This is a genomic window from Pseudomonas sp. FW305-25 (genome assembly GCF_017351415.1).
Lineage (GTDB): Bacteria > Pseudomonadota > Gammaproteobacteria > Pseudomonadales > Pseudomonadaceae > Aquipseudomonas > Aquipseudomonas chlororaphis.
Genome location: NZ_JACNDE010000047.1, coordinates 17,398 through 38,511, shown reverse-complemented (window position 1 = coordinate 38,511; position 21,114 = coordinate 17,398). Strand labels below are relative to the sequence as shown.

Below are 21,114 nucleotides of genomic sequence, written 5' to 3'. Positions count from 1 at the left end.
GTCATCGATCGGAACGGGTTCAGTGTTTGCTGGCGCCGGAAGCGCCAATGCCGGTCATCGAGCGGATGAACTGCGCGAGGTAGCGGCCACGCTCCAGTTCGGCCCGCGCCGAGGTGTCGGTCACCGAGAACAGCCAGGCACTGAGGAACGCCAGGCTCATGGAAAACAGCGCCGGGTTGGAATAGGGGAACAGCGCCCGTTCGTGATGCAGCACGTTGACCCAGACCGCCGGGCTCAGCACCAGCAGCACGATCGCCGACACCAGTCCGGCCAGGCTGCCGGTCACCGCGCCGCGGGTGGTCAGGCCTTTCCAGAACATCGAAAGGAACAGCACCGGGAAATTCACCGAGGCGGCGATGGCCAGCACCAGCCCGGAGAGGAAGGCGATGTTCTGCGACTCGAACAGCAGGCCGAGGACGATCGCCAGCACGCCGATGCACAGGGTGGCGATGCGCGACACGCGCATTTCCTGCCGCTCGCTGGCCTGGCCCTTGCGCAGCACGCAGGCGTACAGGTCGTGGGACACCGCCGAGGCCCCGGACAGCGCCAGGCCGGCGACCACCGCGAGGATGGTGGCGAAGGCCACCGCTGAGATGAAGCCGAGGAACAGGTTGCCGCCCACCGCCTGGGCCAGGTGCACGGCGATCATGTTGCCGCCGCCGATGATCGCGCCGCTGGCGTCGCGGAACGAAGGATCGGTGCCGACCATGACGATCGCGCCGAAGCCGACCACGATCAGCAACAGATAGAAGTAGCCGATGAAACCGGTGGCGTAGAACACGCTCTTGCGTGCTTCCTTGGCGTCGCTGACGGTAAAGAAACGCATCAGGATATGCGGCAGGCCGGCGGTGCCGAACATCATGCCCAGGCCCAGGGAAATGGCGTCGATGGGGTTCGACAGCAGCCCGCCCGGGGCCATGATCGCGCTGCCCTTGGCGTGCACGGCGCTGGCCCCGGCGAACATCGCCTCGGTGCTGAAGCCGAAATGCCTGAGCACCATGAACGCCATGAAGCTGGTGCCGAACAGCAGCATCACCGCCTTGATGATCTGCACCCAGGTGGTGGCGAGCATGCCGCCGAAGGTCACGTAGAACACCATCAGCACCCCGACCAGCATCACTGCATAGAGGTAGCTGATGCCGAACAGCAACTCGATCAGCTTGCCGGCGCCGACCATCTGCGCCACCAGGTACATCAGGGCCACGGTCAGGGTGCCGAAGGCCGAGGTCAGGCGCACCGGGGTCTGTTCCAGGCGGTAGGACACCACGTCGGCGAAGGTGTACTGGCCCAGGTTGCGTAGGCGTTCGGCGATCAGGAACAGGATGATCGGCCAGCCAGCGAGCACGCCCAGGGCGTATAGCAAACCGTCGTAGCCGTTGAGGAACATCATCGCCGAGATGCCCAGGAAGGACGCCGCGGAGATCATGTCGCCGGCGATCGCCAGGCCGTTCTGCAAGCCGCTCATGCCGCCGCCGGCGGTATAGAAGTCGCTGGCCGAGCGGGTGCGCAGGGCGGCCCAGCGGGTGACGCCGAGGGTGAACAGGACAAACACCAGGAACATGCCGATGGCGTTCCAGTTCAAGGGGCGCGCGCTGCCTTCGGCGGCCAGCGCCAGGTCGGTGGCGAACAGGCACGGCAGGGCGAACAACGCCAACAAGCGCTTCATTGGGCGCACTCCTGCTTGAGCTTTTCGTTCAGCGGGTCGATCACGTTATTGGCGCGATAGACGTAAAAGCCAGTGAGGGCGAAGGCCAGCAGCACGATCGCCACGCCCACCAGCATGCCCACCGTGGTCACCCCGCCACTGAGCGAGCGCCCCAGGGTGCTGGGGGAAAACGCCACCAGCAGCACGAAGCCGTAGTAGATCACCAGCATGGCCAGGGTCAGGGACCAGTAGAGGTTCTGTTTGCGCCGCACCAGCTGGATGAAGTCGGGGTGCTGGCGGATCTGTTCGATGTCTTGCGGGGTCATGGGAGCGCTCTCTTGATGTTGTTTTTGTTTTGCTTGAAACGCGGTGAATTTTTTCTGTAGCCGCTGCCGGAGGCTGCGATAAGGCCGAAGGCCTTCAGCGATCTCAAGACCGTGCACCCGCTTCGTCGGAGTGCCGCCCAAGTCGATCGCCGCCTCCGGCAGCGGCCACAGGTCAGAGCTGGTCGAAGTCCAGCACCACCTTGTCGCTGACCGGGAACGACTGGCACGACAGTACGTACCCGGCGGCCACTTCGTAGTCCTCGAGGGTGTGGTTGCTGTCCATCTCCACTTCGCCCTCGATCACCTTGCACTTGCAGGTGGAGCACACCCCGGCGCGGCACGAATAGGGCAGCTCGGCGCCCTGGGCATTGCCGGCGTCGAGGATGCTCTGGCTGTTGCGCGGCAGGTCGAAGGCCAGGGCGCGACCGTCGCTGATCACGGTGATCTGGCTGATCGCCGCGTTGTGCTGCCGGGCCGCCTCGCGCGCCTCGCGCTTGTGCGGGCTGCCCGCGGCGGCGAACAGCTCGAAGTGAATGCGCTCGGCGGCCATGCCATGGGCTTTCAGGCTGTCGCGCACGGTTTCGGTCATCGCCTGCGGGCCGCAGATGAAGGCGGCGTCCAGGGCCTTGACGTCGAGCCAGCGGGAGAACAACCGGGCGCATTTGCCGGCGTCGATCCGGCCGTTGTAGAGGTCGACGTCCTGCTGTTCGCGGCTGAACACGAAGATCAGGTTCAGGCGTTGCAGGTAGCGGTTCTTCAGGTCTTCCAGCTGTTCGCGAAACAGGGCGGCGGAGCTTGCGCGGTTGCCGTACAGCAGGGTGACGCGGCTGTGGGGCTCGGTTTCCAGGGTGCTCTTGATGATCGACAGGATCGGTGTGATGCCGCTGCCGGCCGCCACCGCCAGGTACTGGCCATGGCGCGCGGGGTCGAGTTCGACATGGAAGTGCCCGGCGGGCGGCATCACGTCCAGGCAGTGCCCGGGCTTGAGTCGCTCATTGGCGAACGCCGAAAAACGCCCGCCGGCCACGCGCTTGACGGCAATGCGCAACTCGCCGTCGTTGACCCCGGCGCAGATCGAATAGGAACGGCGTACTTCCTCGCCATCCAGCTGGGTGCGCATCACCAGATGCTGGCCCTGGGTGAAATGAAAGCTGTCCTGCAGGTGCTGCGGAATCTCGAAGGCGATGGACACCGCGTCGCGGGTTTCGCTGCGCACATCCTTGATGGTCAGGCTGTGGAATTTGCTCATGGTTGTTCTCCCACTGACACGGCGTCAGATGCACTTGAAATAGTCGAACGGCTCCAAGCAGTCCCGGCAGCGATACAGCGCCTTGCAGGCGGTCGAGCCGAACTCGCTGAGCTGTTCGGTGTGGCTGCTGCCACATTGCGGGCAGCAGATGGCGGCGCTTTCGCCCAGCAGGCTGCGCTTGCTGCTACTGCCCACGGGCGGGGCGATACCGTAGGCCCGCAGCCGTTCGCGGCCGCTGGCGGTGATCCAGTCGGTGCTCCAGGTCGGGGTCAGCCGGCGTTGCAGTCGGGGCGCGGAAAACCCGGCGAGTTCCAGGGCCGCGCGGATATCGCCCTCGATCACCTCGGTGGCCGGGCAGCCGGAGTAGGTCGGGGTGACCACCACCTGCAGGTGGCCGTCGTGCCAGTCGAGGTCGCGGACGATGCCCAGCTCCACCACGCTGACCACCGGCACCTCCGGGTCCATGACCGCGCCCAGGATGTTCCAGGCCGCCTCCAGGTCGCCCGGCTGCTGGGCACGGGCGCCGCGGTCGCTGGAAATCAGCTCACCAGGTCGCATCGGGGTACGCTCGTGGCAGCGCCTGCATTTCCGCCAGCAGAATGCCCAGGTGTTCGCTGTGCAGGCCGCGGCGGGCGTCCAGGTAGAAATGGCTGGGGGCCGGCGGCAGGGGCAGGGTGGCGCTGGCGAAGATTCGCGCCACCGTCGCCTGCCAGGCGCTGGCGACCTGCGCGGGGTCGGCAATGATGCCGGCGCCGTGCAGGTGGTTTTCGCTGTCGTCGCCGCCGATCAGCTCGACGGTGAAGCGCCAGAGCAGGGGAATCGCCTCCAGCATGCGCTGGTGGCTGTGCTCGGTGCCGTCGCCCAGGCGCTCGACCCATTCGCTGGAGCGGCGCAGGTGATAGGTGACTTCCTTCACCGCCTTGGCGGCGATCCCGGCGATGCGTTCGTCGCTGGACTGGGCCAGGCCCTTGAGCACTTCCAGGTGCCAGGCATCGTAGAGAAACTGCTTGAGCATGGTCACGGCGAAATCGCCGTTGGGCTGTTCCACCAGCAGCAGGTTGCGATAGGCCCGCTCGTCGCGGCTGAACGCCAGGTGGTCGGCATCGCGGCCGTCGTCCAGCAGTTCGGCGGCGTAGTCCAGCCAGTTGCGGGCCTGGCCCACCAGGTCGAGGCCGACGTTCATCAGCGCCAGTTCTTCTTCCAGGGCCGGCGCGCGGCCGCACCACTGGCACAGGCGCTGGCCCTGGACCAGGGCGCTGTCGCCCAGGCGCAGCAAGTATTGGATCAATTCGCTTCGCGTGTTCATGGTCGACCTCACATGTGCCCGACTTCGGCCGGCAGCTCGTAGAAGCTGGCGTGGCGATAGACCTTGTCGTCCGCCGGGTCGAACAGCGGGTCCTTTTCATCCGGGGACGAGGCGACGATCAGCGCCGAGGGCACCACCCACAGGCTCACGCCTTCGCTGCGGCGGGTGTAGAGCTCGCGGGCGTTCTCGATGGCCATGGCGCTGTCGGCGGCATGCACGCTGCCGACGTGCTTGTGGTTGAGCCCGTGCTTGCTGCGCACGAAGACTTCGAAGAGGGTCCATTCGGACATATCGGTGACTCCACATCAGGGGGCTGAATTCATGTAGCCGCTGCCGCAGGCTGCGATCGGCCCCGAAGGGGGCGCGCTCTTGAGGCCCTCGAAGGCCCTTCGGGCCTTATTGCAACCTTCGGCAGCGGCTACGGTTCACGCGGCGTTTTTATTGGTTTTCTTGCGGGCGTGGGCGACCGCGGCTTCGCGCACCCAGGCGCCGTCCTCGATGGCCTTGCGCCGGGTAGCGACGCGTTCCTGGTTGCAAGGACCGTTGCCCTTGAGCACTTCGTAGAATTCGTCCCACTGGATCTCGCCGAAGTCGTAGTGGCCGCGTTCGGCGTTCCACCTAAGGTCCGGGTCCGGGCAGGTGCAGCCGAGCAGTTCCAGCTGCGGGATGGTCTGGTCGATGAAGCGCTGGCGCAGTTCGTCGTTGCTCTGGCGCTTGATCTTCCAGGCCATGGACTGCGCGCTGTTGGGCGAGTGTTCGTCGCTGGGGCCGAACATCATCAGTGCCGGCCACCACAGGCGGTTGATGGCGTCCTGGACCATGTCCTTCTGCGCCTGGTTGCCCTCGCGCATCATGGTCAGGAGGATTTCGTAGCCCTGGCGCTGGTGGAAGCTCTCTTCCTTGCAGATGCGCACCATGGCCCGGGAGTAGGGGCCGTAGGAGGTGCGCTGCAGCACCACCTGGTTGACGATCGCCGCGCCGTCCACCAGCCAGCCCACCGCGCCCATGTCGGCCCAGTTCAGCGTCGGGTAGTTGAAGATGCTCGAGTACTTGGCGCGGCCGCTGTGCAGCTTGGCGATTTCCTCGTCGCGGTCGGCGCCCAGGGTTTCCATCGCGCTGTACAGGTATAGGCCGTGGCCGGCTTCATCCTGGATCTTGGCCATCAGTTGCAGCTTGCGCTTGAGGGTCGGGGCGCGGGTCACCCAGTTGCCTTCGGGCAGCATGCCGACGATTTCCGAATGGGCGTGCTGGGAAATCTGCCGGATCAGGGTTTGCCGATAGGCATCCGGCATCCAGTTCTTGGCTTCGATCTTGATTTCCGAATCGATTTTGTCCTGGAAGGCGCGTTCCTGTTCGGACATCTCCGAACGCGGCTTGATGCTTTTGACTCCGGTCTCTACCAGCTGTGCGTACATGGTGCGTCTCCTGCCGTGAAGGATTGCCTGGGCATGGAGAACTTTATATGTGATACAAAAGTAAATATCAAACACAAAATAACGTGTCGTATATAGTTTTGTATCGCTTTGCTCATTGAAGGCTTTCCCTTGGGCAAAAAAAAGCCCCGCCGAAGCGGGGCTTTAAGCTTGGAATGGCTTATTTCTGCCGGTTATCCATCACGTGGCTGGCCTTGCCCTCGGAGCGCTTGAGGGAAAAGGCCGGGCGCAAAACGATACGCGAGCTGATGCCGATGTAGGTCTTGATGTGCCGGCTTAGTTCGTCGCAGATGGCTTTCTGCTGCTCGTCGCCCAGCTGTTGATGCTCGTTCTTGAGTTCCACATGCACCTCGACGCTGTCGAGGTTGCCGTTGCGGTACAGGTGGATCTCGTAGCATTCGCAGAGTTGCCGGACCTTGAGCACCTGCTCCTCGATCTGTGTCGGGAACACGTTGACTCCGCGAATGATCAGCATGTCGTCGCTGCGCCCGGTGATCTTGTCGATACGCCGCATGGGTCGCGCGGTACCGGGCAGCAGGCGGGTCAGGTCGCGGGTGCGGTAGCGGATCATCGGCAGGGCTTCCTTGCTCAGCGAGGTGAACACCAGCTCGCCCATCTGGCCGTCCGGCAACACCTGGCCGGTCACCGGGTCGATGATCTCGGGGTAGAAGTGGTCCTCCCAGATGGTCGGCCCGTCCTTGGTCTCGGCGCATTCCATGGCCACGCCTGGGCCCATGATTTCCGAGAGCCCGTAGATATCCAGCGCGGTGATGCCCAGGCGCTGTTCGATGGCGCTGCGCAGTTCGGCGGTCCAGGGTTCGGCGCCGAAGATCCCCAGGCGCAGGGCGAGTTTTTGCGGATCGATGCCCTGGCGCTCGATCTCGTCGGCGATGTTGAGCATGTAGGAGGGCGTGACCATGATGATGTCCGGCTGGAAGTCCTTGATCAGATGCACCTGTTTTTCGGTCTGGCCGCCGGACATCGGAATCACCGTGCAGCCCAGGCGTTCGGCGCCGTAGTGGGCTCCCAGGCCACCGGTGAACAGGCCATAGCCGTAGGACACATGGACCTTGTCGCCACGTCGGCCGCCGGCCGCGCGAATCGAGCGCGCGACCACCCTGGCCCAGGTGTCGATGTCGTTCTGGGTGTAACCGACCACCGTCGGCTTGCCGGTGGTGCCGCTGGAGGCGTGCAGGCGCACCACGTCCTGGACCGGCACGGCGAACATGCCGTAGGGATAGTTGTCGCGCAGGTCGGACTTGCTGGTGAACGGGAACTGCGCCAGGTCCTCCAGGCTGCGCACGTCGTCCGGGTGCACGCCCAGCTTGTCGAAGCGCTGGCGGTACAGCGGCACATTGCGGTAGGCGTGGTTCAGGCTCCAGCGCAGGCGTTCCAGTTGATGCTGGCGCAACTGGTCGACGCTGGCGGTCTCCAGCGGGTCCAGCAGGGGATCAAGCACGGCTTTGGCAATTGGCATGTTCATGGCTTCACTCGAATTATTGTTGTGTATCGAGCCGCCGGCGGGCGGCTCCTGAGTGCCTGCGCCCAGGATACCCGTGGGGGCTCCGGGCGCGGGTGTATCCCGTCTTAAAGTCGTTCGATGATCAGCGCGATGCCCTGGCCCACGCCGATGCACATGGTGCACAAGGCGTAGCGACCCTGGCGCTGCTCCAGCTCGTGCAGCGCGGTGGTCACCAGGCGCGCGCCGCTCATGCCCAGGGGGTGGCCCAGGGCGATGGCGCCGCCGTTGGGGTTGACCCGCCCGTCGTCGTCCGCCAGGCCCAGCTCGCGCAGCACCGCCAGGCCCTGGGCGGCGAACGCCTCGTTGAGCTCGATCACGTCCATGTCCGCCAGGCTCAGCCGGGCCAGTTCCAGCACCTTGCGCGTGGCCGGCACCGGGCCGATGCCCATGATCCGCGGTTCGACCCCGGCGGTGGCCATGGCGACCACCCGGCCGCGTGCCTTGAGGCCGTAGCGTTGCGCGGTTATCGCGTCGGCCAGCAACAGGGCGCAGGCGCCGTCGTTGACCCCCGAGGCGTTGCCCGCGGTGACGCTGCCGCCCTGGCGGAACGGCGTGCCGAGCTTCTGCAATTGTTCGAGGGTGGTGTCGCCCCTTGGGTGCTCGTCGTGTTCGACCAGGGTCGGCGGGCCTTTGCGCTGGGGGATGGGCACCGCGACTATTTCCCTGGCCAGGCGTCCGCTGGCTTGCGCCGCCGCGGCCCGCTGCTGGCTGCGCAGGGCGAAGGCGTCCTGGTCGGCGCGGGAAATGCCGAACTGCGCGGCGACGTTTTCCGCGGTCTCCGGCATCGAGTCGATACCGAAGCTTTGTTCCATCAACGGGTTGACGAAGCGCCAGCCAATGGTGGTGTCGAACAGCTCGGCCTGGCGCGAAAACGCGGTCTGCGCCTTGCCCATCACCAGCGGCGCGCGGGACATCGATTCGACGCCGCCGGCCAGCACCAGCCCGGCCTCGCCACAACGCAGGGCGCGGGCGGCGCTGCCAATGGCGTCCAGGCCGGAGCCGCACAAGCGGTTGAGGGTGGTGCCGGGGACCTCCACCGGCAACCCGGCCAGCAGCGCCGACATGCGTGCCACGTTGCGATTGTCTTCGCCGGCCTGGTTGGCGCAGCCGTAGATCACTTCATCGACCCGGCTCCAGTCGACTCCGGGGTTGCGCTGCACCAGTGCGCGCAACGGCACCGCGCCCAGGTCGTCGGCGCGCACGCTGCTCAGGGCGCCGCCGTAACGGCCGATGGGGGTGCGGACTGCATCGATGATCAGGGCGTCATTCATTGGGGGCCTCCTGCGCCAGCACCGGGCCGCGCACTTTGTAGGACTTGCCGTGGAACAGGGCGATCAGCACGCCATGCTGGTTTTCGATCCGCACGTCGTAGTTGCCGGTGCGGCCGCTGCGGCTTTGCTCGATGCAATCGGCGGTCAGGGTGTCGCCCAGGCGGGCCGGGGCGATGTAGTCGATGCTGCAGCCGATGGCCACCGTGGCTTCGTCGTAGGTATTGCAGGCCAGGGCGAAGGCCGAGTCCGCCAGGGCGAACAGGAAGCCGCCGTGGCAGGTGCCGTGGCCCTGCAGCATGTCTTCGCGCACGCTCATGCCCAGCCGGGCGGTGCCGGGCGCTACCGACAATAGGCGCATGCCCAGGGCCTGGCTGGCGTTGTCGCGTTTGAACAGGCTCTGCGCGCAGGCGCTGGCCAGGCTCATGGCGGGGTGGTCAATCATGCAGGTTTCTCCCTTCGGTGACCCGCCGACGCAGCAGCAGGGAGGGTCGATAACGTTCCTCGCCGTAGGCGGCCTGCAGGTTTTGCAGAGCCTCGAGCACCCTTGGCAGGCCCAGGCGGTCGGCCCACGCCAGGGGGCCTTCGGGGTAATTGACCCCGGCGCGCATCGCCAGGTCGATGTCCGCCGCCGAGGCCACGCCTTGCAGCAAGGCGTCGGCGGCCTCGTTGGCGAGCATCGCCACGGTGCGCAGGACCAGCAGCCCCGGGCTGTCGCTGAGCTGGCTGACCTTGAACCCGGCGCGTTGCAACAGTGCCACCGCCTGGTCGCGGGCCAGTGGGTCGGTGCCGGCGCAGCAACCGATGGCCAGGCGACCGGCGCTGGCGTAGTCATGCGCCAGGTCCAGCAGGATCAGGTTGCTCAAGCCGTGGTCGCGGGCGCGCTGGCTGGCCAGGCGCCCGTCGCTGACGGCCAGTACCGCATCGCCGACCCGCAACAGGCCAGGGCCATCACGCTCGACCAGACGCACACCGGACTCGCGCAGGCGTTGCAGCAAACCTTGGGCAACCCCCAGGTCGCCCTCGACCACGCAGTGCTCGATGTTCTGCTCGCTGTGCAACTCCACGGGGGCGGGGCGTTCGGCGCCCTCGGCATAGGCATAGAAACCCTGGCCGGTCTTGCGTCCGAAGTGCCCGGCATCCACCAGCTCCTGCTGAATCAGCGATGGCTGAAAGCGCATGTCGCCGTAATAGGCCTCGAATACCGAGCAGGTCACCGCGTAGTTGACGTCATGCCCGATCAGGTCCGTCAGTTCGAAGGCGCCCATGGCAAAACCACCGGCCTCGCGCAGCAGGGCGTCGAGCGTGGCGCAGTCGCCTGCGCCTTCCTGCAGCAGGCGCAGGCTTTCGGCGTAGAACGGCCGGGCCACGCGGTTGACGATAAAGCCCGGGGTGGAGCGGGTGTGCACCGGCTGTTTGCCCCAGTTCGTGGCGGTGTCGTACAGGCACTGCGCCAGTTGCCGGTCGCTGGCCAGTCCCGAGACGACCTCGACCAGCGGCATGGCCGGCGCCGGGTTGAAAAAGTGCAGGCCCAGCAGGCGTTCGGGTCGTTTCAGGCCGGCGGCGATGCGGGTGATCGATAGCGAAGAGGTGTTGCTGGCGAGGATGCAGCTGTCGCGGCACAGGCTTTCCAGCTGGCGAAACAGCTCGCGCTTGGCCTCGAGGTTCTCGGCGATGGCTTCGATGATCAGCTCGCTGTCGGCCAGTTGCTCGATGGCTTCGGCCGCCTGCAGTCGGGCCATGGTCGCCCTGTGCGCCTGAGCATCGAGCTTGCCATTGGTCACGCGCCTGGCGAGTTGCCGGTCGATGCCGGCGATGGCTTGCGCCGCGGCGCCCGGACGGTTGTCCAGCAGCCATACCGGGTGGCCGGCCTGGGCCGCGACCTGGGCAATGCCGGCGCCCATCGCGCCGGCGCCGATCACCGCGACGCGGGCCTGGGGTGTCAGTGCGTTCATGTTCAACGCCCCTTGAAGGTCGGTGTGCGTTTGTCCATGAAGGCGCTCACGCCTTCGCGGTAGTCCTCGCTGCGTCCGGCCAGGCGTTGCAGGTCTTTTTCCAGTTCCAGCTGTTCGTCGAAGCTGTTGTTCAGGCTGGCGTTGAGGCTGCGCTTGATCAGTGCCAGGCCATAGGTCGGTTGGGTGGCCAGGTGGCGCGCAAGCTTGAGGGCCTCATCACGCAATTCGGCATCTTCGACGCAGCGATAGATCAGGCCCCATTGCTCGGCCTGTTCGGCCGTCAGGCGATTGCCCAGCAGAGCCAGGGCCTTGGCCCGCGCCATGCCGACCAGGCGCGGCAAGGTCCAGGTGCCGCCGGAGTCGGGGATCAGGCCGATCTTGCAGAACGCCTGGATAAAGCTCGCCGAACGACCGGCCAGTACCAGGTCGCAGGCCAGGGGAATGTTGGCCCCGGCCCCGGCGGCCACGCCGTTCACCGCGCAGATCACCGGCAGCGGCAGGTCGCGCAACTGGCGGATCAGCGGGTTGTAGAAACGTTCGATGGATTCGCCCAGGTCCGGCACCTCCGCGCCGGGGGCGACGTTGCGGTCACTCAGGTCCTGACCGGCGCAGAAACCCCGGCCTTCGCCGGTCAACAGCAGCACCCGGGCCTCGGGATTGGCGCGCAGTTGCTTGAGCGCTTCGCGGACCTCGCCATGCATCTGCGCATTGAAGCTGTTGAGCTGCTCGGGGCGGTTCAGGCTGAGGAGGGCGACGCCTGCCTCGACGGAAAACAGGATGTGTTCGAAGTTCATGTTCTGGCGCTCTCTGACAGGTCGTGTGAGTCGTTGGCCGCTGCGGCGGCCTAGTGGCCGGTGAAGCGGGGCCGGCGTTTTTCCTGGAAAGCACGGATGCCTTCTTCGCGGTCGCGGGTGCCGGCCAGTACCGTGAAGGCATGGCGCTCGAAGCGCAGGCCGCTGGCGAGGTCGGTGTCCAGCGCCTTGAGCAGCGCCTCCTTGGCCAGGCGCAGGGCCAGCGGCGCCTTGCCGGCGATCAGCCGCGCCAACTGCAGGGCACGCTCGACCGTGAATTCCGGTTGGGTGACTTCGCTGACCAGACCGGCGCGCAAGGCATGGCGGGCATCGATCGACTCGCCGCCGAGGACCATCTGCATGGCCAGGGACTTGCCGACCGCCCGCAGCAGGCGCTGGGTGCCGCCGGCGCCGGGCATGATCCCGAGGTTGATTTCCGGCTGGCCAAAACGGGCGTCCTCGCCGGCGATCAGGATGTCGGCGTGCATGGCCAGCTCGCAGCCGCCGCCGAGGGCGAAACCGTTGACCGCGGCGATCAGTGGCTTGTTGAAGGCGGTGATCCGCTGCCAGGAAGCCTGGCGCGGGTCATTGAGGATGCCGGTGAGATCGCGCTCGGCCATTTCATTGATGTCGGCACCGGCGGCGAAGGCCTTGCGGCTGCCGGTCAGCACCACGACCTGGACAGTGTCATCGGCCTGGGCGGCGTCCATGGCGGCCGCCAGTTCGCCGAGCAATTCGCTGGTCAGGGCATTCAGGGCGGTGGGGCGTTGCAGGGTAATCAGTCGAACGCCGTCGTCGAGGTTTTCGACAGCAAGGGTTTGAGGCATGGCGGATGCCCTCACGGTGCACGCTCGGCGCAGGGCCGGGTCATTATTGGATCGGCTGGGAAGCCGGTTTTCGCCGAGTATATCGCCAATACGATACATAAAAGCAATATTAAAATACGATTGCTGTGTCTTTATGTTGAGGGTTTGAATCGGTTGCGCCAGGACGGAGAGGGTCGATCAAGTCGTGATTTTCTGGATTTTACTGGGGTTATGGCCTTTGATTAGTGGCCTTCGCTGAGCAAAGACGCGATACTGTTTTTCGCTTTTTCGTTTAAGCTTTATGTGATACAAAATAAATCCTGATCGGCATCGCTTTGCGTAATGTTTCGACTTGCTGCCCTAGCCAAGGAGTACCTCATGACCTGCTACAGCCTCGACGGCCTGACCCCGGTGGTCCATCCCAGTGCTTATGTGCATCCGTCCGCCGTGCTGATCGGCGACGTGATAGTCGGTGCCCATTGCTACATTGGCCCGCTGGCCAGCCTGCGCGGCGATTTCGGGCGGATCGTGCTGGAGGAGGGGGCCAACCTGCAGGACACCTGTGTGATGCACGGTTTTCCCGACAGCGACACGGTGGTCGAGCGCAACGGCCATATCGGCCATGGCGCGGTGCTGCATGGCTGCCGGATCGGCGCCGATGCGCTGGTGGGGATGAACGCGGTGGTGATGGATAACGCGCGGATCGCGCCACGCTGCTTCGTGTCCGCGGCGGCCTTCGTCAAGGCCGGCTTCGAGTGTGCGGAGCAGTCGCTGGTCATGGGCGCCCCGGCCAGCGTCAAACGCCGCCTCAGCGACGAAGAGCTGCACTGGAAGCAGGCCGGCACCCGTGAATATCAACAGCTGGCCAGGCGCTGCCTGGAGCAGATGCAGGTCTGTGAGCCGCTCGCGGAGCCCGAAGCCCATCGCTCGCGCATCACTGACAGCGGCCTGCGCCCGAAAAATACTGGCCAGTGAACAATCAGGGCACAGTGGGTCGCGCGCTCCAGGCCACTCCAAGCCGGTGAAACCCGGTATATTTCTTCCTTTTTGTCCGGTACGCCCATGTCGTCCCTAGCACCGTTGAATCACCTCGTGACCCGTTTCCAGGAGCAGACGCCGATCCGCGCCAGCTCCCTGATCATTACCCTGTACGGCGATGCCATCGAACCCCACGGCGGTACGGTATGGCTGGGCAGCCTGATCCAGTTGCTCGAACCCATCGGCATCAATGAGCGGCTGATCCGCACCTCGATCTTTCGCCTGACCAAGGAAGGCTGGCTGAGCGCCGAGAAAGTCGGGCGCCGCAGCTATTACAGCCTGACCGGTACCGGTCGCCGGCGTTTCGACAAGGCCTTCAAGCGTGTCTATAACGCCAGCGTGCCGGCCTGGGATGGTTCCTGGTGCCTGGTCATGCTGTCGCAGCTTGGCCAGGACAAGCGCAAGCAGGTGCGCGAAGAGCTGGAATGGCAAGGTTTTGGCGCGATTTCGCCGGTGGTGCTGGCCTGTCCCCGCAGCGATCGGGCGGATATCAACGCGACCCTGGTGGACCTTGGTGCCCAGGAAGACACCATTGTGTTCGAGACCACTGCCCAGGATGTACTGGCCTCCAAGGCGTTGCGCCTGCAGGTGCGCGAAAGCTGGAACATCGATGAGCTGGCGGCTCACTACAGCGAGTTCATCCAGCTGTTCCGGCCGCTGTGGCAAGCGCTGCGCGAGCAGGAGCAACTGCAACCGGCCGATTGTTTCCTGGCGCGCCTGCTGCTGATTCACGAGTACCGCAAACTGCTGCTGCGCGATCCGCAACTGCCAGACGAGCTGCTCCCTGGTGACTGGGAAGGCCGGGCGGCGCGCCAGCTCTGCCGCAACATCTATCGCCTGATCTACGCCAAGGCCGAGGAATGGCTCAACGACGCACTGGAAAACGCCGACGGTCCGCTGCCCGACGTGGGCGAAAGTTTCTATCGGCGTTTTGGCGGTTTGAAGTAAGGCATTTCAAGGCGCAGCCCTCGCTCAGCAACAACTCGAGCATCGAGGATGCCTGATGTGCAGATACTAAAGCGCCATGTCAGACGCGGACTAAGGCTGTAATAAAGAGGTTTTAACGAATGTCTGGAGACTCGCCTGGAAACAGGCGGGAGAGAGGCAAGTCAGGCCGCGAAAGTTGAACTTTCTGCAAACTGGCTAAAGTGCGGCTATATCAACTGCGACAAAATAACGCAGATCACCCGAAGGTAATCTGCGTCCGTGTTCTTACTCTGGCATGGCCCAGGATTGCAGTGTGTAACCTTCCTGGCTCAGTTCGGCGCGGGCCTGTTTCAGCAGGTCTTCCAGTTGCGCCGGGTCGGAGTAGGCGCTGCTTGGAATCTGTTTGCGGCCAATACGGGTATTGGTGCGGTCGATGACGGTCAGGCTCAGTTCGCCGTTACCGTCTTGTGGGGCCCAGGCGACGCATTGGAATGGCTGGAATGCGCGGTCGGCGATCAAAAGTGCTTCGTTGATACGGAGCGGGGCGTTCATGGGGTCTTCTCTCTATGTGCCCAATCAAATGATGTGCCGTCGGTTGGGCTTACCGTTCGGCTGGTTACTTGTACTGATGTCTCGAACCAGGGATCAGGTCACATAGAAAGACCAGAATTTACAACTTTTGTTCACAGCCGCGATTCAGAGCCTTCTTTTGAAAGCTGAATGAAAGATTGGCGCAGGCAATTAAACCAGGCTTTTGGATCCATGTAATGGTTAGTCCAAATGGTGATTGGCGCTATAAACAATCGATACAAGACAGCGTCAAGTAATTGCTAATGTTACAGCCAGGTTTGCCAAACTACTGTTTCTAATAACTTTTCCTCTTTTTGGCGCCAAGGAACAGTCATGCTTGAAGCGACCGCCTTACGCCGCCTTTTAGTGGTTGACCCGTGCGACGATTGCCATCGTCTGCTGCCTGGATTACGCACGGTGGGCTGGGATGTCGACAGTTGTGACCTGGAATCGGCCGTCGATCGCGGCTGTGACGTCGGCCTGCTGCGTTTGCAGGCTTTTCACCTGGAGCGACCGGAAGCGGTCAAGGACCTGATCAGCCGCAGCGGTACCGAGTGGATCGCGGTGCTCAGCCCGGACGTGCTGCGCCTGCAGAAAGTCGGCGATTTTGTTTGCGAGTGGTTTTTCGATTTCCACACCCTGCCGTTCGATGTCTCGCGGGTCCAGGTGACTCTCGGACGGGCTTTCGGCATGGCCCGCCTGCGTGGCCAGGGGCATATTCATGTCGCTCAGCCCGAGCATGAGTTACTGGGCGACAGCCGACCGATCCGCGACTTGCGCAAACTCTTGAGCAAGCTGGCGCCCACCGAGTCGCCGGTGCTGATTCGCGGCGAAAGCGGTACGGGCAAGGAACTGGTGGCCAGGACCCTGCACCGCCAGTCGCAGCGCCACAGCAAACCCTTCGTGGCGATCAACTGCGGGGCGATCCCCGAGCACCTGATCCAGTCCGAACTGTTCGGCCATGAGAAGGGCGCGTTCACCGGCGCCCATCAACGCAAGGTCGGGCGTATCGAGGCGGCCCATGGCGGCACCCTGTTTCTCGACGAAATCGGCGACCTGCCGCTGGAACTGCAGGCCAATCTGTTGCGCTTTTTGCAGGAAAAACACATTGAACGGGTGGGTGGCAGCCAGCCGATTCCGGTGGATGTACGGGTGCTGGCGGCGACTCACGTCGACCTCGAGGCGGCGATCGACAAGGGGCGCTTTCGCGAAGACCTGTATTACCGCCTGAATGTGTTGCAGGTGGTCACCGTGCCATTGCGCGAACGGCATGGCGATATCGGCATGCTGGCCAGTCACTTTTCCCACTTCTATAGCCAGGAAACCGGGCGCCGGCCGCGCAGTTTCAGCGAAGACGCGCTGGTGGCCATGGGCAAGCACGACTGGCCTGGTAATGTCCGCGAGCTGGCCAACCGGGTGCGGCGCGGCCTGGTACTGGCCGAGGGCCGGCAGATCGAAGCCCGGGACCTGGGCCTGCTCAGTCCGCAGGCCAGCATCGCGCCCATGGGCACGCTGGAGGACTACAAGCACCGGGCCGAGCGCCAGGCCCTGTGCGATGTGTTGAATCGGCACAGCGACAACCTGAGCGTCGCGGCCAGGGTGCTGGGCGTATCGCGCCCGACCTTCTACCGGTTGCTGCACAAGCATCAGATCCGCTAGGGCGGTGCGACGAAAAGGCCCGCGGCGAGATGATCGCCGCGGGCCTTTTTTGGTTGGTGTTTAGAAGTAGTAGGGGAATTTCAAGCTGAAGGTGAAGTCCGGCGCATCGTCGGTCAGGCCGATGGACAGGTTGGGCACTATGGTCAGGTTGTCGGTGGCCGCCACCGTCATGCCGACGTTGAAGTAACCGGCGTTGGCGTCGCTGGACACCACGGACTGCCAGTCCTGGCCATCTTCCTTGAGCTTGCTCTTGCGCTGGATCAGGTCCGAGAAGGAGAACGACATACTCATCTTCTCGTTCAGGGCGAAGGCGATGCCCATGCCGATCTGGAAGCTGTCGCCGAGCTTGACCTTGCCCGGGGTCTTCAAGTTGACCGTGGAGCTGATGTCGTCGAACGATTCTTCCAGGTTGTGGGTGTAGGAGAGGGTGCCGAACAGCACCGCTGGGTCGAAGGTCTTGACCAGCGAGATGCCGGGGGTGATCGACCAGACGCCGTTACCGGTCGGCAGGTCATCCGGGACGAACAGGTTGGTGTTGTCCTGGACCTGGCGCAGCTTGATGCCGAACGGCTCTTCGCCGGTCGGCGCCTTGACGCGCAAGGTCAAGACTGCGTCCGGGGTATTGACCGATTCGTCGAGGAATTTGTAGGCGATGCCGAAGTTCACATCGCCGAGGGTCGGGTCCTTGGACACGGTCTTTTCGCTGGTGACGCCCGCCGCGCCGTTTTGCGCGCCGCCGGACTGGTAGGTCGATTCGCGGTAGACCACCGGCACGTTGACGTCGAACTGCCAACGGTTGTCCAGGTTGTAGCGGGCCGTGAGGTCGAGGGTCCAGTTGTCGGCCTTGATCCGGTCCAGGTTGATGTTGCCGAGGAAGATCGAGTCCAGCGCCAGGAAGCCGTTGAGAATCAGCTGCCGGGTGTCATAACGGGAGTAGGTCAGGCCGGTCTCGACACTGAACTTGCCGCCGCCGAAGAAGCCGCTGGCTTCGTCGTACAGGTTGGACACACTCTGCGCCGGTTGCGAATCATCCTTGAGCGATTCCCCGTAGGAACTGCCGCCGGCCGGGGTCGGGCCTTGGCCCGTGGTCCCGGCCACCTGCTGGTTGCCACGCATGTCCGCTGGCGACTTGGCCAGGCGTTTCGGTGGTGGCGCCGCCGGTTGCTCCTCGACCTGGCGTACCCGTTGTTCCAATACCGCCAGTGCTTTCTGCTGCACTTCGTAACGTTGCTTAAGCTCCAGTAATTCTTGTTTCAGGGCCTCTACGTCGGCATCCGGCGCTGCCTGCAGCAGTGCGGTCGGGAGGAGGGTGCTCAAACATACAACTGCGCGCAGCGAGACTGATCGATACATGGATAAGCCGTCCCTTTGAGCCTAATGATCGAGAATCAGCGTAGTTCAATATCCCAGGTTACGAAGGCCCTTGAGCTGGGTCAGGTTGCAGTCCAAAGCGCCGGTACTCGCCCCGTTATTGTTGAGCACGACGTTCAGTTGGGTCAGGTTACTGACCAGGTTGCTGTCGCCCAGCAGGCGGGTGTTTTGCAGCAAGCCGCCCTGAGCCACTTGCTGCAGGGCTGAGCCCTGGTTGTTGCTGGCCTGGATGGCCATCTGGATGCCGCCACCGGTGGCGGACACGGCCACGCTGCCCGCGGCATTGCTGCCGCTGATGGTTTGCCCGCTCATCAACAGCTGGCCTTGCGCCGGCACCAGCGCCGGGGCATGCCTGGCTTCCTTGACGTCGATGGAGACGTTGTTATAGGCGCTGTTGCCATCGCCCGCCGCGCGTACGCTCTGGGTCACCCCTTGGGTGGTGGCCAGGCCCGCGCCGCCGATCACGTTGCCCGAGCCCTGGGTCGGCGTCGAGCCGTTGCCGGTTTCGTTGATCGTGGAGACATAGAATTCTGGCTTGATCGTCGATTGCTGGATCTGCATGGAGGTCGTGGCGCCGATCAGATCGCCCGAGGCATTGCGCCAGGTGCTGCTCATGACAATGCCGAAGCTGATGATCCGCCCTGGCATGACGTAGCGACCGCGGAGCTCGGAGAGTTCCTGGTCCTTGATTTCTATAGGCTTGAACCCTGCGTTGGCGTACGCAGGAAAACTTGTGGCCAGGCAGGCAGCGGCCAGCCAGTAAGCGCTTTTCATCTGCTGCTCCCGGAGCATCCTGCCCCTTTATCCTTAGGGCGACCCTAGAAGAAGTCGCTCTGAATGAAACCGAATTCCATCAGTTCTGCGTCTTTGACCGGGTTGAAGGTATCCAGCTTGTTCTTGGCGGTCAGCGGGTTGGGCGGGTCGCGCAAGGCGTTGGCCTTGTCGTAGCCGGGGCCGACGATGGCGAAGACGATACCGTTCCAGCCTTTGACAAAGTCTTCGTGGGAGTAGCGTTTATGGCCGAGGACGGGGTCGCCGATATAGACCCAGTCTTTCTGCGCCCGCTGCATGACCACGAAGTGCTTGTAACCACGAATGTCCATCAGTACCACCACCGGAATGGAGACCGCCTGCAGTTTGTCGGGAGGTATCCGGTAGCCCCGGGCGCGCATGCCGATGCTTTCCAGGTAGCGCTTCATGTCCAGCATGGAGAAACCCTGGGTACGCACAAGGTCCTGGTCAGCGGTGGCCAGCATGCCTTTGATGACGTGCTCCTCATCGACGTCGAGCCAGTAGGCCTGGCGCAGCACCGTCGCCAGCGCGGCGGCGCCGCAACTGAAGTCGGTTTTCTGCTCGACCAGATCGGCGAATTTGCGTTCCCGCACGCTCTGCACTTGCTTGTACACCAGGTTGCCGCCAGGCAACACGGCCACCGGCATCTGCGCGGCCTGAGCCAGGCCAGTCAGGCAAAGCAAAAGGGAGAAGGTCGCCATTCGCATGATCGCTACGCCTTGTGGGACGGTGGAAAAGCCCCGTTTCCGGGGCTTTCGTCACTCTCGTGATTACAGGCAGGCTCTGCAGCCGGCAGCGATGGACAGCGAGTTGCTTTGTTGGTTGCCGACCCCCGCCGAGACGTTGGCACCGCCGTTGCCGGAGAAGCCGTTCATCGAGCCAGACATCGACGCGTTGTTGATCACAGGGTTTTTCCAGCCGTCTTTGGTCAGCACTTGCTTGGTCCAGACGCCGGAAAGTTCGATCGTGCCTTGTTCCTTGAAGGTGAACTTCTGATTGCCATTATCGTGATCGCCACCGCCGCTACGATCGTCATAGCCATGACCGCCACCATGGTGATCGTCGTCGCCCTGGATCTTGCCGTAGCCGGTGCCTTTGTAGGTGCCGGAGGCATTGAACTCGCCGGTGAGGGTGTCTGTTTTGTAGGTACGCACACCCTTGTTGTCCACGTCCAGGCCAGTGGAGGTCTGGTCGGCCGAAGCTGACGCAGTCGCTACGCGTCCGCCGGATACGGCGATTGCCAGGTTGTTTTTCTGTTGGTTGAAGTCGCCGGCGGTGACGTTGATGCCGATGTTGCCGGAGCCGCTGTTGCCTGCATTGTCGAGTGTTGCGCTGTTTTGCGTGGACCAGTTTTTCACCGTGTTGTTGGTGTTGGTCTGGGTTGCGTTGGAAGTGGCTACCGCGCTGCCGAAGATGAAGCTTTCATCGGCGGTGGCCAGGGCGACGGCGTTGTCTTGCTGGTTGCCGTCGCCGGCAGCCACGTTGGCGCCCATGTTGCCGTTGGAGTTGTTCATCGAGTCGCTGGCGTCGGCGTTGTTGTGGGTGCCACGGTTGCTGACGCTGTTGCCCGAGCTGAACTGCTCATCGGTTACGTTGGCCACGGCACCGGCGGTGAGTTGCAGCTTGGTGTTGAGGTCTTGGTCGCCGTTGCCGCCATGTCCACCGTGGCCGCCGTGGTGGCCATTGTGACCGCCATGGCCACCGTGACCACCGTGTCCGCCGTGGTTGTCGTCATTGCCACCTGCCTGTGCCGCGATTGCCATCACTGCGGCGAGGGCAAAAACCAGTGGCTTGAGAGCCATTGTAGGTTTCATGGTGTTTCTCCGTGCTTATTAGTTGGTTAAGTGTTGGTACTTTCCAATCGCACTGCTGCGGGTCAGTCAGCGACCCGTATGCTCAGGGTGTTAGCCATTCGGTTCCCCACCCCGGCACTCTGGTTCACCTGAATCACTCCCCGGCTGCCGGTGAAGGCCTGGTCGCTGGTAACGACCTGGCGGCTGCCTTTGGAGGCGTCAGTTGCTCCCGAGCCTGGTAACAGCGCCACGTTCTGTTGGGACAGGACGCTGTCGTCGATGCTTTGCGGCTGGGCACTGATGCTCACCCGCATTGCGTTGACCATCTGGTTGTTGGCGCCGGCTCCCTGGTTCACGCCCAGGACCCCGTTGCCGTTGCTGAAAGCGTTGCCGCCGATGTTGCTGCTGGCGTCGATCGCGCTGCTGGCCGGTGTGCCGAGCTTCTGCCGGACCACGGTGGTGGCCTGGGCGTCGGTGCCGATGGCAATGGCGCGTGTGTTGGTCTGTTGCTGCTGGTCGCCGGCGGCCTGGTTGACGTTGAAGTTGCCGTTGTAGCGGGCGCCGGAGTTGTGAAGGGTGGCGGTGTCCACCGCCTGGATGCCTGGGTCGGCCATCACCGAAGCGCAGCCGAACAGTGCAAGCCATACGAGGGTACGAGTCATC

22 protein-coding genes are annotated in these 21,114 nt (G+C 63.8%); 3 read left to right on the top strand and 19 right to left on the bottom strand.

Going from position 1 to position 21,114, the window contains the following annotated elements:
• Positions 1-19: 19 nt before the first annotated feature.
• From J4E58_RS28765 to paaF, 13 genes are all read right to left on the bottom strand, one after another.
• Positions 20-1,666, bottom strand: a complete 1,647-nt coding sequence (locus J4E58_RS28765; RefSeq protein ID WP_087091058.1) for a cation acetate symporter — start codon at positions 1,664-1,666, stop codon at positions 20-22.
• Entirely contained in the window at positions 1,663-1,971 is a 309-nt protein-coding gene (locus tag J4E58_RS28760; RefSeq protein ID WP_009043750.1) for a DUF485 domain-containing protein, read from the bottom strand. The genes J4E58_RS28765 and J4E58_RS28760 overlap by 4 nt, the downstream gene beginning before the upstream one ends.
• A gap of 172 nt (positions 1,972-2,143) precedes the next feature.
• Positions 2,144-3,220, bottom strand: coding sequence for a 1,2-phenylacetyl-CoA epoxidase subunit PaaE (gene paaE / locus J4E58_RS28755; RefSeq protein ID WP_087091057.1), 1,077 nt, complete (start codon positions 3,218-3,220; stop codon positions 2,144-2,146).
• A 24-nt stretch (positions 3,221-3,244) separates the two neighbouring features.
• Complete coding sequence (gene paaD, locus J4E58_RS28750) at positions 3,245-3,778, bottom strand: 1,2-phenylacetyl-CoA epoxidase subunit PaaD (protein WP_087091056.1); 534 nt, start codon at positions 3,776-3,778, stop codon at positions 3,245-3,247.
• Positions 3,765-4,526, bottom strand: a complete 762-nt coding sequence (gene paaC / locus J4E58_RS28745) for a 1,2-phenylacetyl-CoA epoxidase subunit PaaC (RefSeq protein WP_087091055.1) — start codon at positions 4,524-4,526, stop codon at positions 3,765-3,767. The genes paaD and paaC overlap by 14 nt, the downstream gene beginning before the upstream one ends.
• A gap of 8 nt (positions 4,527-4,534) precedes the next feature.
• Complete coding sequence (paaB, locus tag J4E58_RS28740; RefSeq protein WP_007926505.1) at positions 4,535-4,816, bottom strand: 1,2-phenylacetyl-CoA epoxidase subunit PaaB; 282 nt, start codon at positions 4,814-4,816, stop codon at positions 4,535-4,537.
• Between the two features lie 135 nt (positions 4,817-4,951).
• Entirely contained in the window at positions 4,952-5,941 is a 990-nt protein-coding gene (gene paaA / locus J4E58_RS28735) for a 1,2-phenylacetyl-CoA epoxidase subunit PaaA (protein WP_007926503.1), read from the bottom strand.
• Positions 5,942-6,119: 178 nt separating this feature from the next.
• Positions 6,120-7,442, bottom strand: a complete 1,323-nt coding sequence (paaK, locus tag J4E58_RS28730) for a phenylacetate--CoA ligase PaaK (RefSeq protein ID WP_087091054.1) — start codon at positions 7,440-7,442, stop codon at positions 6,120-6,122.
• Between the two features lie 104 nt (positions 7,443-7,546).
• Positions 7,547-8,752, bottom strand: coding sequence for a 3-oxoadipyl-CoA thiolase (gene pcaF / locus J4E58_RS28725; protein ID WP_087091053.1), 1,206 nt, complete (start codon positions 8,750-8,752; stop codon positions 7,547-7,549).
• The gene (gene paaI / locus J4E58_RS28720; protein WP_087091052.1) at positions 8,745-9,194 is read right to left on the bottom strand and encodes a hydroxyphenylacetyl-CoA thioesterase PaaI; all 450 of its coding nucleotides are present in this window, start codon (positions 9,192-9,194) and stop codon (positions 8,745-8,747) included. The genes pcaF and paaI overlap by 8 nt, the downstream gene beginning before the upstream one ends.
• Positions 9,187-10,704 (bottom strand): 3-hydroxyacyl-CoA dehydrogenase PaaH, encoded by a 1,518-nt coding sequence (gene paaH, locus J4E58_RS28715; RefSeq protein WP_087091051.1) that lies wholly within the window; start codon positions 10,702-10,704, stop codon positions 9,187-9,189. Before paaH ends, paaI begins: the two co-directional genes overlap by 8 nt.
• A gap of 2 nt (positions 10,705-10,706) precedes the next feature.
• Positions 10,707-11,498 carry a 2-(1,2-epoxy-1,2-dihydrophenyl)acetyl-CoA isomerase PaaG gene (gene paaG / locus J4E58_RS28710; RefSeq protein WP_007926486.1) on the bottom strand — a complete coding sequence of 264 codons (792 nt, stop codon included), beginning with the start codon at positions 11,496-11,498 and terminating at the stop codon, positions 10,707-10,709.
• Positions 11,499-11,548: 50 nt separating this feature from the next.
• Positions 11,549-12,322 (bottom strand): 2,3-dehydroadipyl-CoA hydratase PaaF, encoded by a 774-nt coding sequence (gene paaF, locus J4E58_RS28705; RefSeq protein WP_087091050.1) that lies wholly within the window; start codon positions 12,320-12,322, stop codon positions 11,549-11,551.
• A 357-nt stretch (positions 12,323-12,679) separates the two neighbouring features.
• Here paaF and paaY point away from each other — a divergent pair, with 357 nt between their 5' ends.
• Complete coding sequence (gene paaY, locus J4E58_RS28700) at positions 12,680-13,276, top strand: phenylacetic acid degradation protein PaaY (RefSeq protein ID WP_087091049.1); 597 nt, start codon at positions 12,680-12,682, stop codon at positions 13,274-13,276.
• An 87-nt stretch (positions 13,277-13,363) separates the two neighbouring features.
• On the top strand, positions 13,364-14,287 hold the full coding sequence (paaX, locus tag J4E58_RS28695; RefSeq protein WP_087091048.1) for a phenylacetic acid degradation operon negative regulatory protein PaaX: 924 nt from the start codon (positions 13,364-13,366) through the stop codon (positions 14,285-14,287).
• A gap of 264 nt (positions 14,288-14,551) precedes the next feature.
• Here the strand turns inward: paaX and J4E58_RS28690 are convergent, their stop codons facing one another.
• Positions 14,552-14,818, bottom strand: a complete 267-nt coding sequence (locus J4E58_RS28690) for a hypothetical protein (protein ID WP_007926479.1) — start codon at positions 14,816-14,818, stop codon at positions 14,552-14,554.
• Between the two features lie 351 nt (positions 14,819-15,169).
• Here J4E58_RS28690 and J4E58_RS28685 point away from each other — a divergent pair, with 351 nt between their 5' ends.
• A complete protein-coding gene (locus J4E58_RS28685) occupies positions 15,170-16,495 on the top strand; it encodes a sigma-54 dependent transcriptional regulator (RefSeq protein WP_087091047.1) in 1,326 nt (441 codons plus the stop codon).
• Positions 16,496-16,555: 60 nt separating this feature from the next.
• On the opposite strand, the gene J4E58_RS28680 is transcribed toward J4E58_RS28685, so the two are convergent.
• From J4E58_RS28680 to J4E58_RS28660, 5 genes are all read right to left on the bottom strand, one after another.
• Positions 16,556-17,848 carry a transporter gene (locus tag J4E58_RS28680; protein WP_087091046.1) on the bottom strand — a complete coding sequence of 431 codons (1,293 nt, stop codon included), beginning with the start codon at positions 17,846-17,848 and terminating at the stop codon, positions 16,556-16,558.
• A 45-nt stretch (positions 17,849-17,893) separates the two neighbouring features.
• Complete coding sequence (locus J4E58_RS28675) at positions 17,894-18,640, bottom strand: hypothetical protein (RefSeq protein WP_172962987.1); 747 nt, start codon at positions 18,638-18,640, stop codon at positions 17,894-17,896.
• 44 nt (positions 18,641-18,684) lie between these two features.
• Entirely contained in the window at positions 18,685-19,365 is a 681-nt protein-coding gene (locus J4E58_RS28670; RefSeq protein ID WP_087091044.1) for a C39 family peptidase, read from the bottom strand.
• A gap of 63 nt (positions 19,366-19,428) precedes the next feature.
• A complete protein-coding gene (locus J4E58_RS28665) occupies positions 19,429-20,472 on the bottom strand; it encodes a heme utilization protein (protein WP_087091043.1) in 1,044 nt (347 codons plus the stop codon).
• A 62-nt stretch (positions 20,473-20,534) separates the two neighbouring features.
• Complete coding sequence (locus tag J4E58_RS28660; RefSeq protein WP_037004704.1) at positions 20,535-21,113, bottom strand: hypothetical protein; 579 nt, start codon at positions 21,111-21,113, stop codon at positions 20,535-20,537.
• Position 21,114 lies beyond the last annotated feature (1 nt).

Excerpts from the sequence above, each read along its gene's own strand:
- J4E58_RS28765 (WP_087091058.1), bottom strand. The coding sequence starts at position 1,666 with ATGAAGCGCTTGTTGGCGTTGTTCGCCCTGCCGTGCCTGTTCGCCACC.
- J4E58_RS28760 (WP_009043750.1), bottom strand. The coding sequence starts at position 1,971 with ATGACCCCGCAAGACATCGAACAGATCCGCCAGCACCCCGACTTCATC.
- paaE (WP_087091057.1), bottom strand. The coding sequence starts at position 3,220 with ATGAGCAAATTCCACAGCCTGACCATCAAGGATGTGCGCAGCGAAACC.
- paaD (WP_087091056.1), bottom strand. The coding sequence starts at position 3,778 with ATGCGACCTGGTGAGCTGATTTCCAGCGACCGCGGCGCCCGTGCCCAG.
- paaC (WP_087091055.1), bottom strand. The coding sequence starts at position 4,526 with ATGAACACGCGAAGCGAATTGATCCAATACTTGCTGCGCCTGGGCGAC.
- paaB (WP_007926505.1), bottom strand. The coding sequence starts at position 4,816 with ATGTCCGAATGGACCCTCTTCGAAGTCTTCGTGCGCAGCAAGCACGGG.
- paaA (WP_007926503.1), bottom strand. The coding sequence starts at position 5,941 with ATGTACGCACAGCTGGTAGAGACCGGAGTCAAAAGCATCAAGCCGCGT.
- paaK (WP_087091054.1), bottom strand. The coding sequence starts at position 7,442 with ATGAACATGCCAATTGCCAAAGCCGTGCTTGATCCCCTGCTGGACCCG.
- pcaF (WP_087091053.1), bottom strand. The coding sequence starts at position 8,752 with ATGAATGACGCCCTGATCATCGATGCAGTCCGCACCCCCATCGGCCGT.
- paaI (WP_087091052.1), bottom strand. The coding sequence starts at position 9,194 with ATGATTGACCACCCCGCCATGAGCCTGGCCAGCGCCTGCGCGCAGAGC.
- paaH (WP_087091051.1), bottom strand. The coding sequence starts at position 10,704 with ATGAACGCACTGACACCCCAGGCCCGCGTCGCGGTGATCGGCGCCGGC.
- paaG (WP_007926486.1), bottom strand. The coding sequence starts at position 11,498 with ATGAACTTCGAACACATCCTGTTTTCCGTCGAGGCAGGCGTCGCCCTC.
- paaF (WP_087091050.1), bottom strand. The coding sequence starts at position 12,322 with ATGCCTCAAACCCTTGCTGTCGAAAACCTCGACGACGGCGTTCGACTG.
- paaY (WP_087091049.1), top strand. The coding sequence starts at position 12,680 with ATGACCTGCTACAGCCTCGACGGCCTGACCCCGGTGGTCCATCCCAGT.
- paaX (WP_087091048.1), top strand. The coding sequence starts at position 13,364 with ATGTCGTCCCTAGCACCGTTGAATCACCTCGTGACCCGTTTCCAGGAG.
- J4E58_RS28690 (WP_007926479.1), bottom strand. The coding sequence starts at position 14,818 with ATGAACGCCCCGCTCCGTATCAACGAAGCACTTTTGATCGCCGACCGC.
- J4E58_RS28685 (WP_087091047.1), top strand. The coding sequence starts at position 15,170 with ATGCTTGAAGCGACCGCCTTACGCCGCCTTTTAGTGGTTGACCCGTGC.
- J4E58_RS28680 (WP_087091046.1), bottom strand. The coding sequence starts at position 17,848 with ATGTATCGATCAGTCTCGCTGCGCGCAGTTGTATGTTTGAGCACCCTC.
- J4E58_RS28675 (WP_172962987.1), bottom strand. The coding sequence starts at position 18,640 with ATGAAAAGCGCTTACTGGCTGGCCGCTGCCTGCCTGGCCACAAGTTTT.
- J4E58_RS28670 (WP_087091044.1), bottom strand. The coding sequence starts at position 19,365 with ATGCGAATGGCGACCTTCTCCCTTTTGCTTTGCCTGACTGGCCTGGCT.
- J4E58_RS28665 (WP_087091043.1), bottom strand. The coding sequence starts at position 20,472 with ATGAAACCTACAATGGCTCTCAAGCCACTGGTTTTTGCCCTCGCCGCA.
- J4E58_RS28660 (WP_037004704.1), bottom strand. The coding sequence starts at position 21,113 with ATGACTCGTACCCTCGTATGGCTTGCACTGTTCGGCTGCGCTTCGGTG.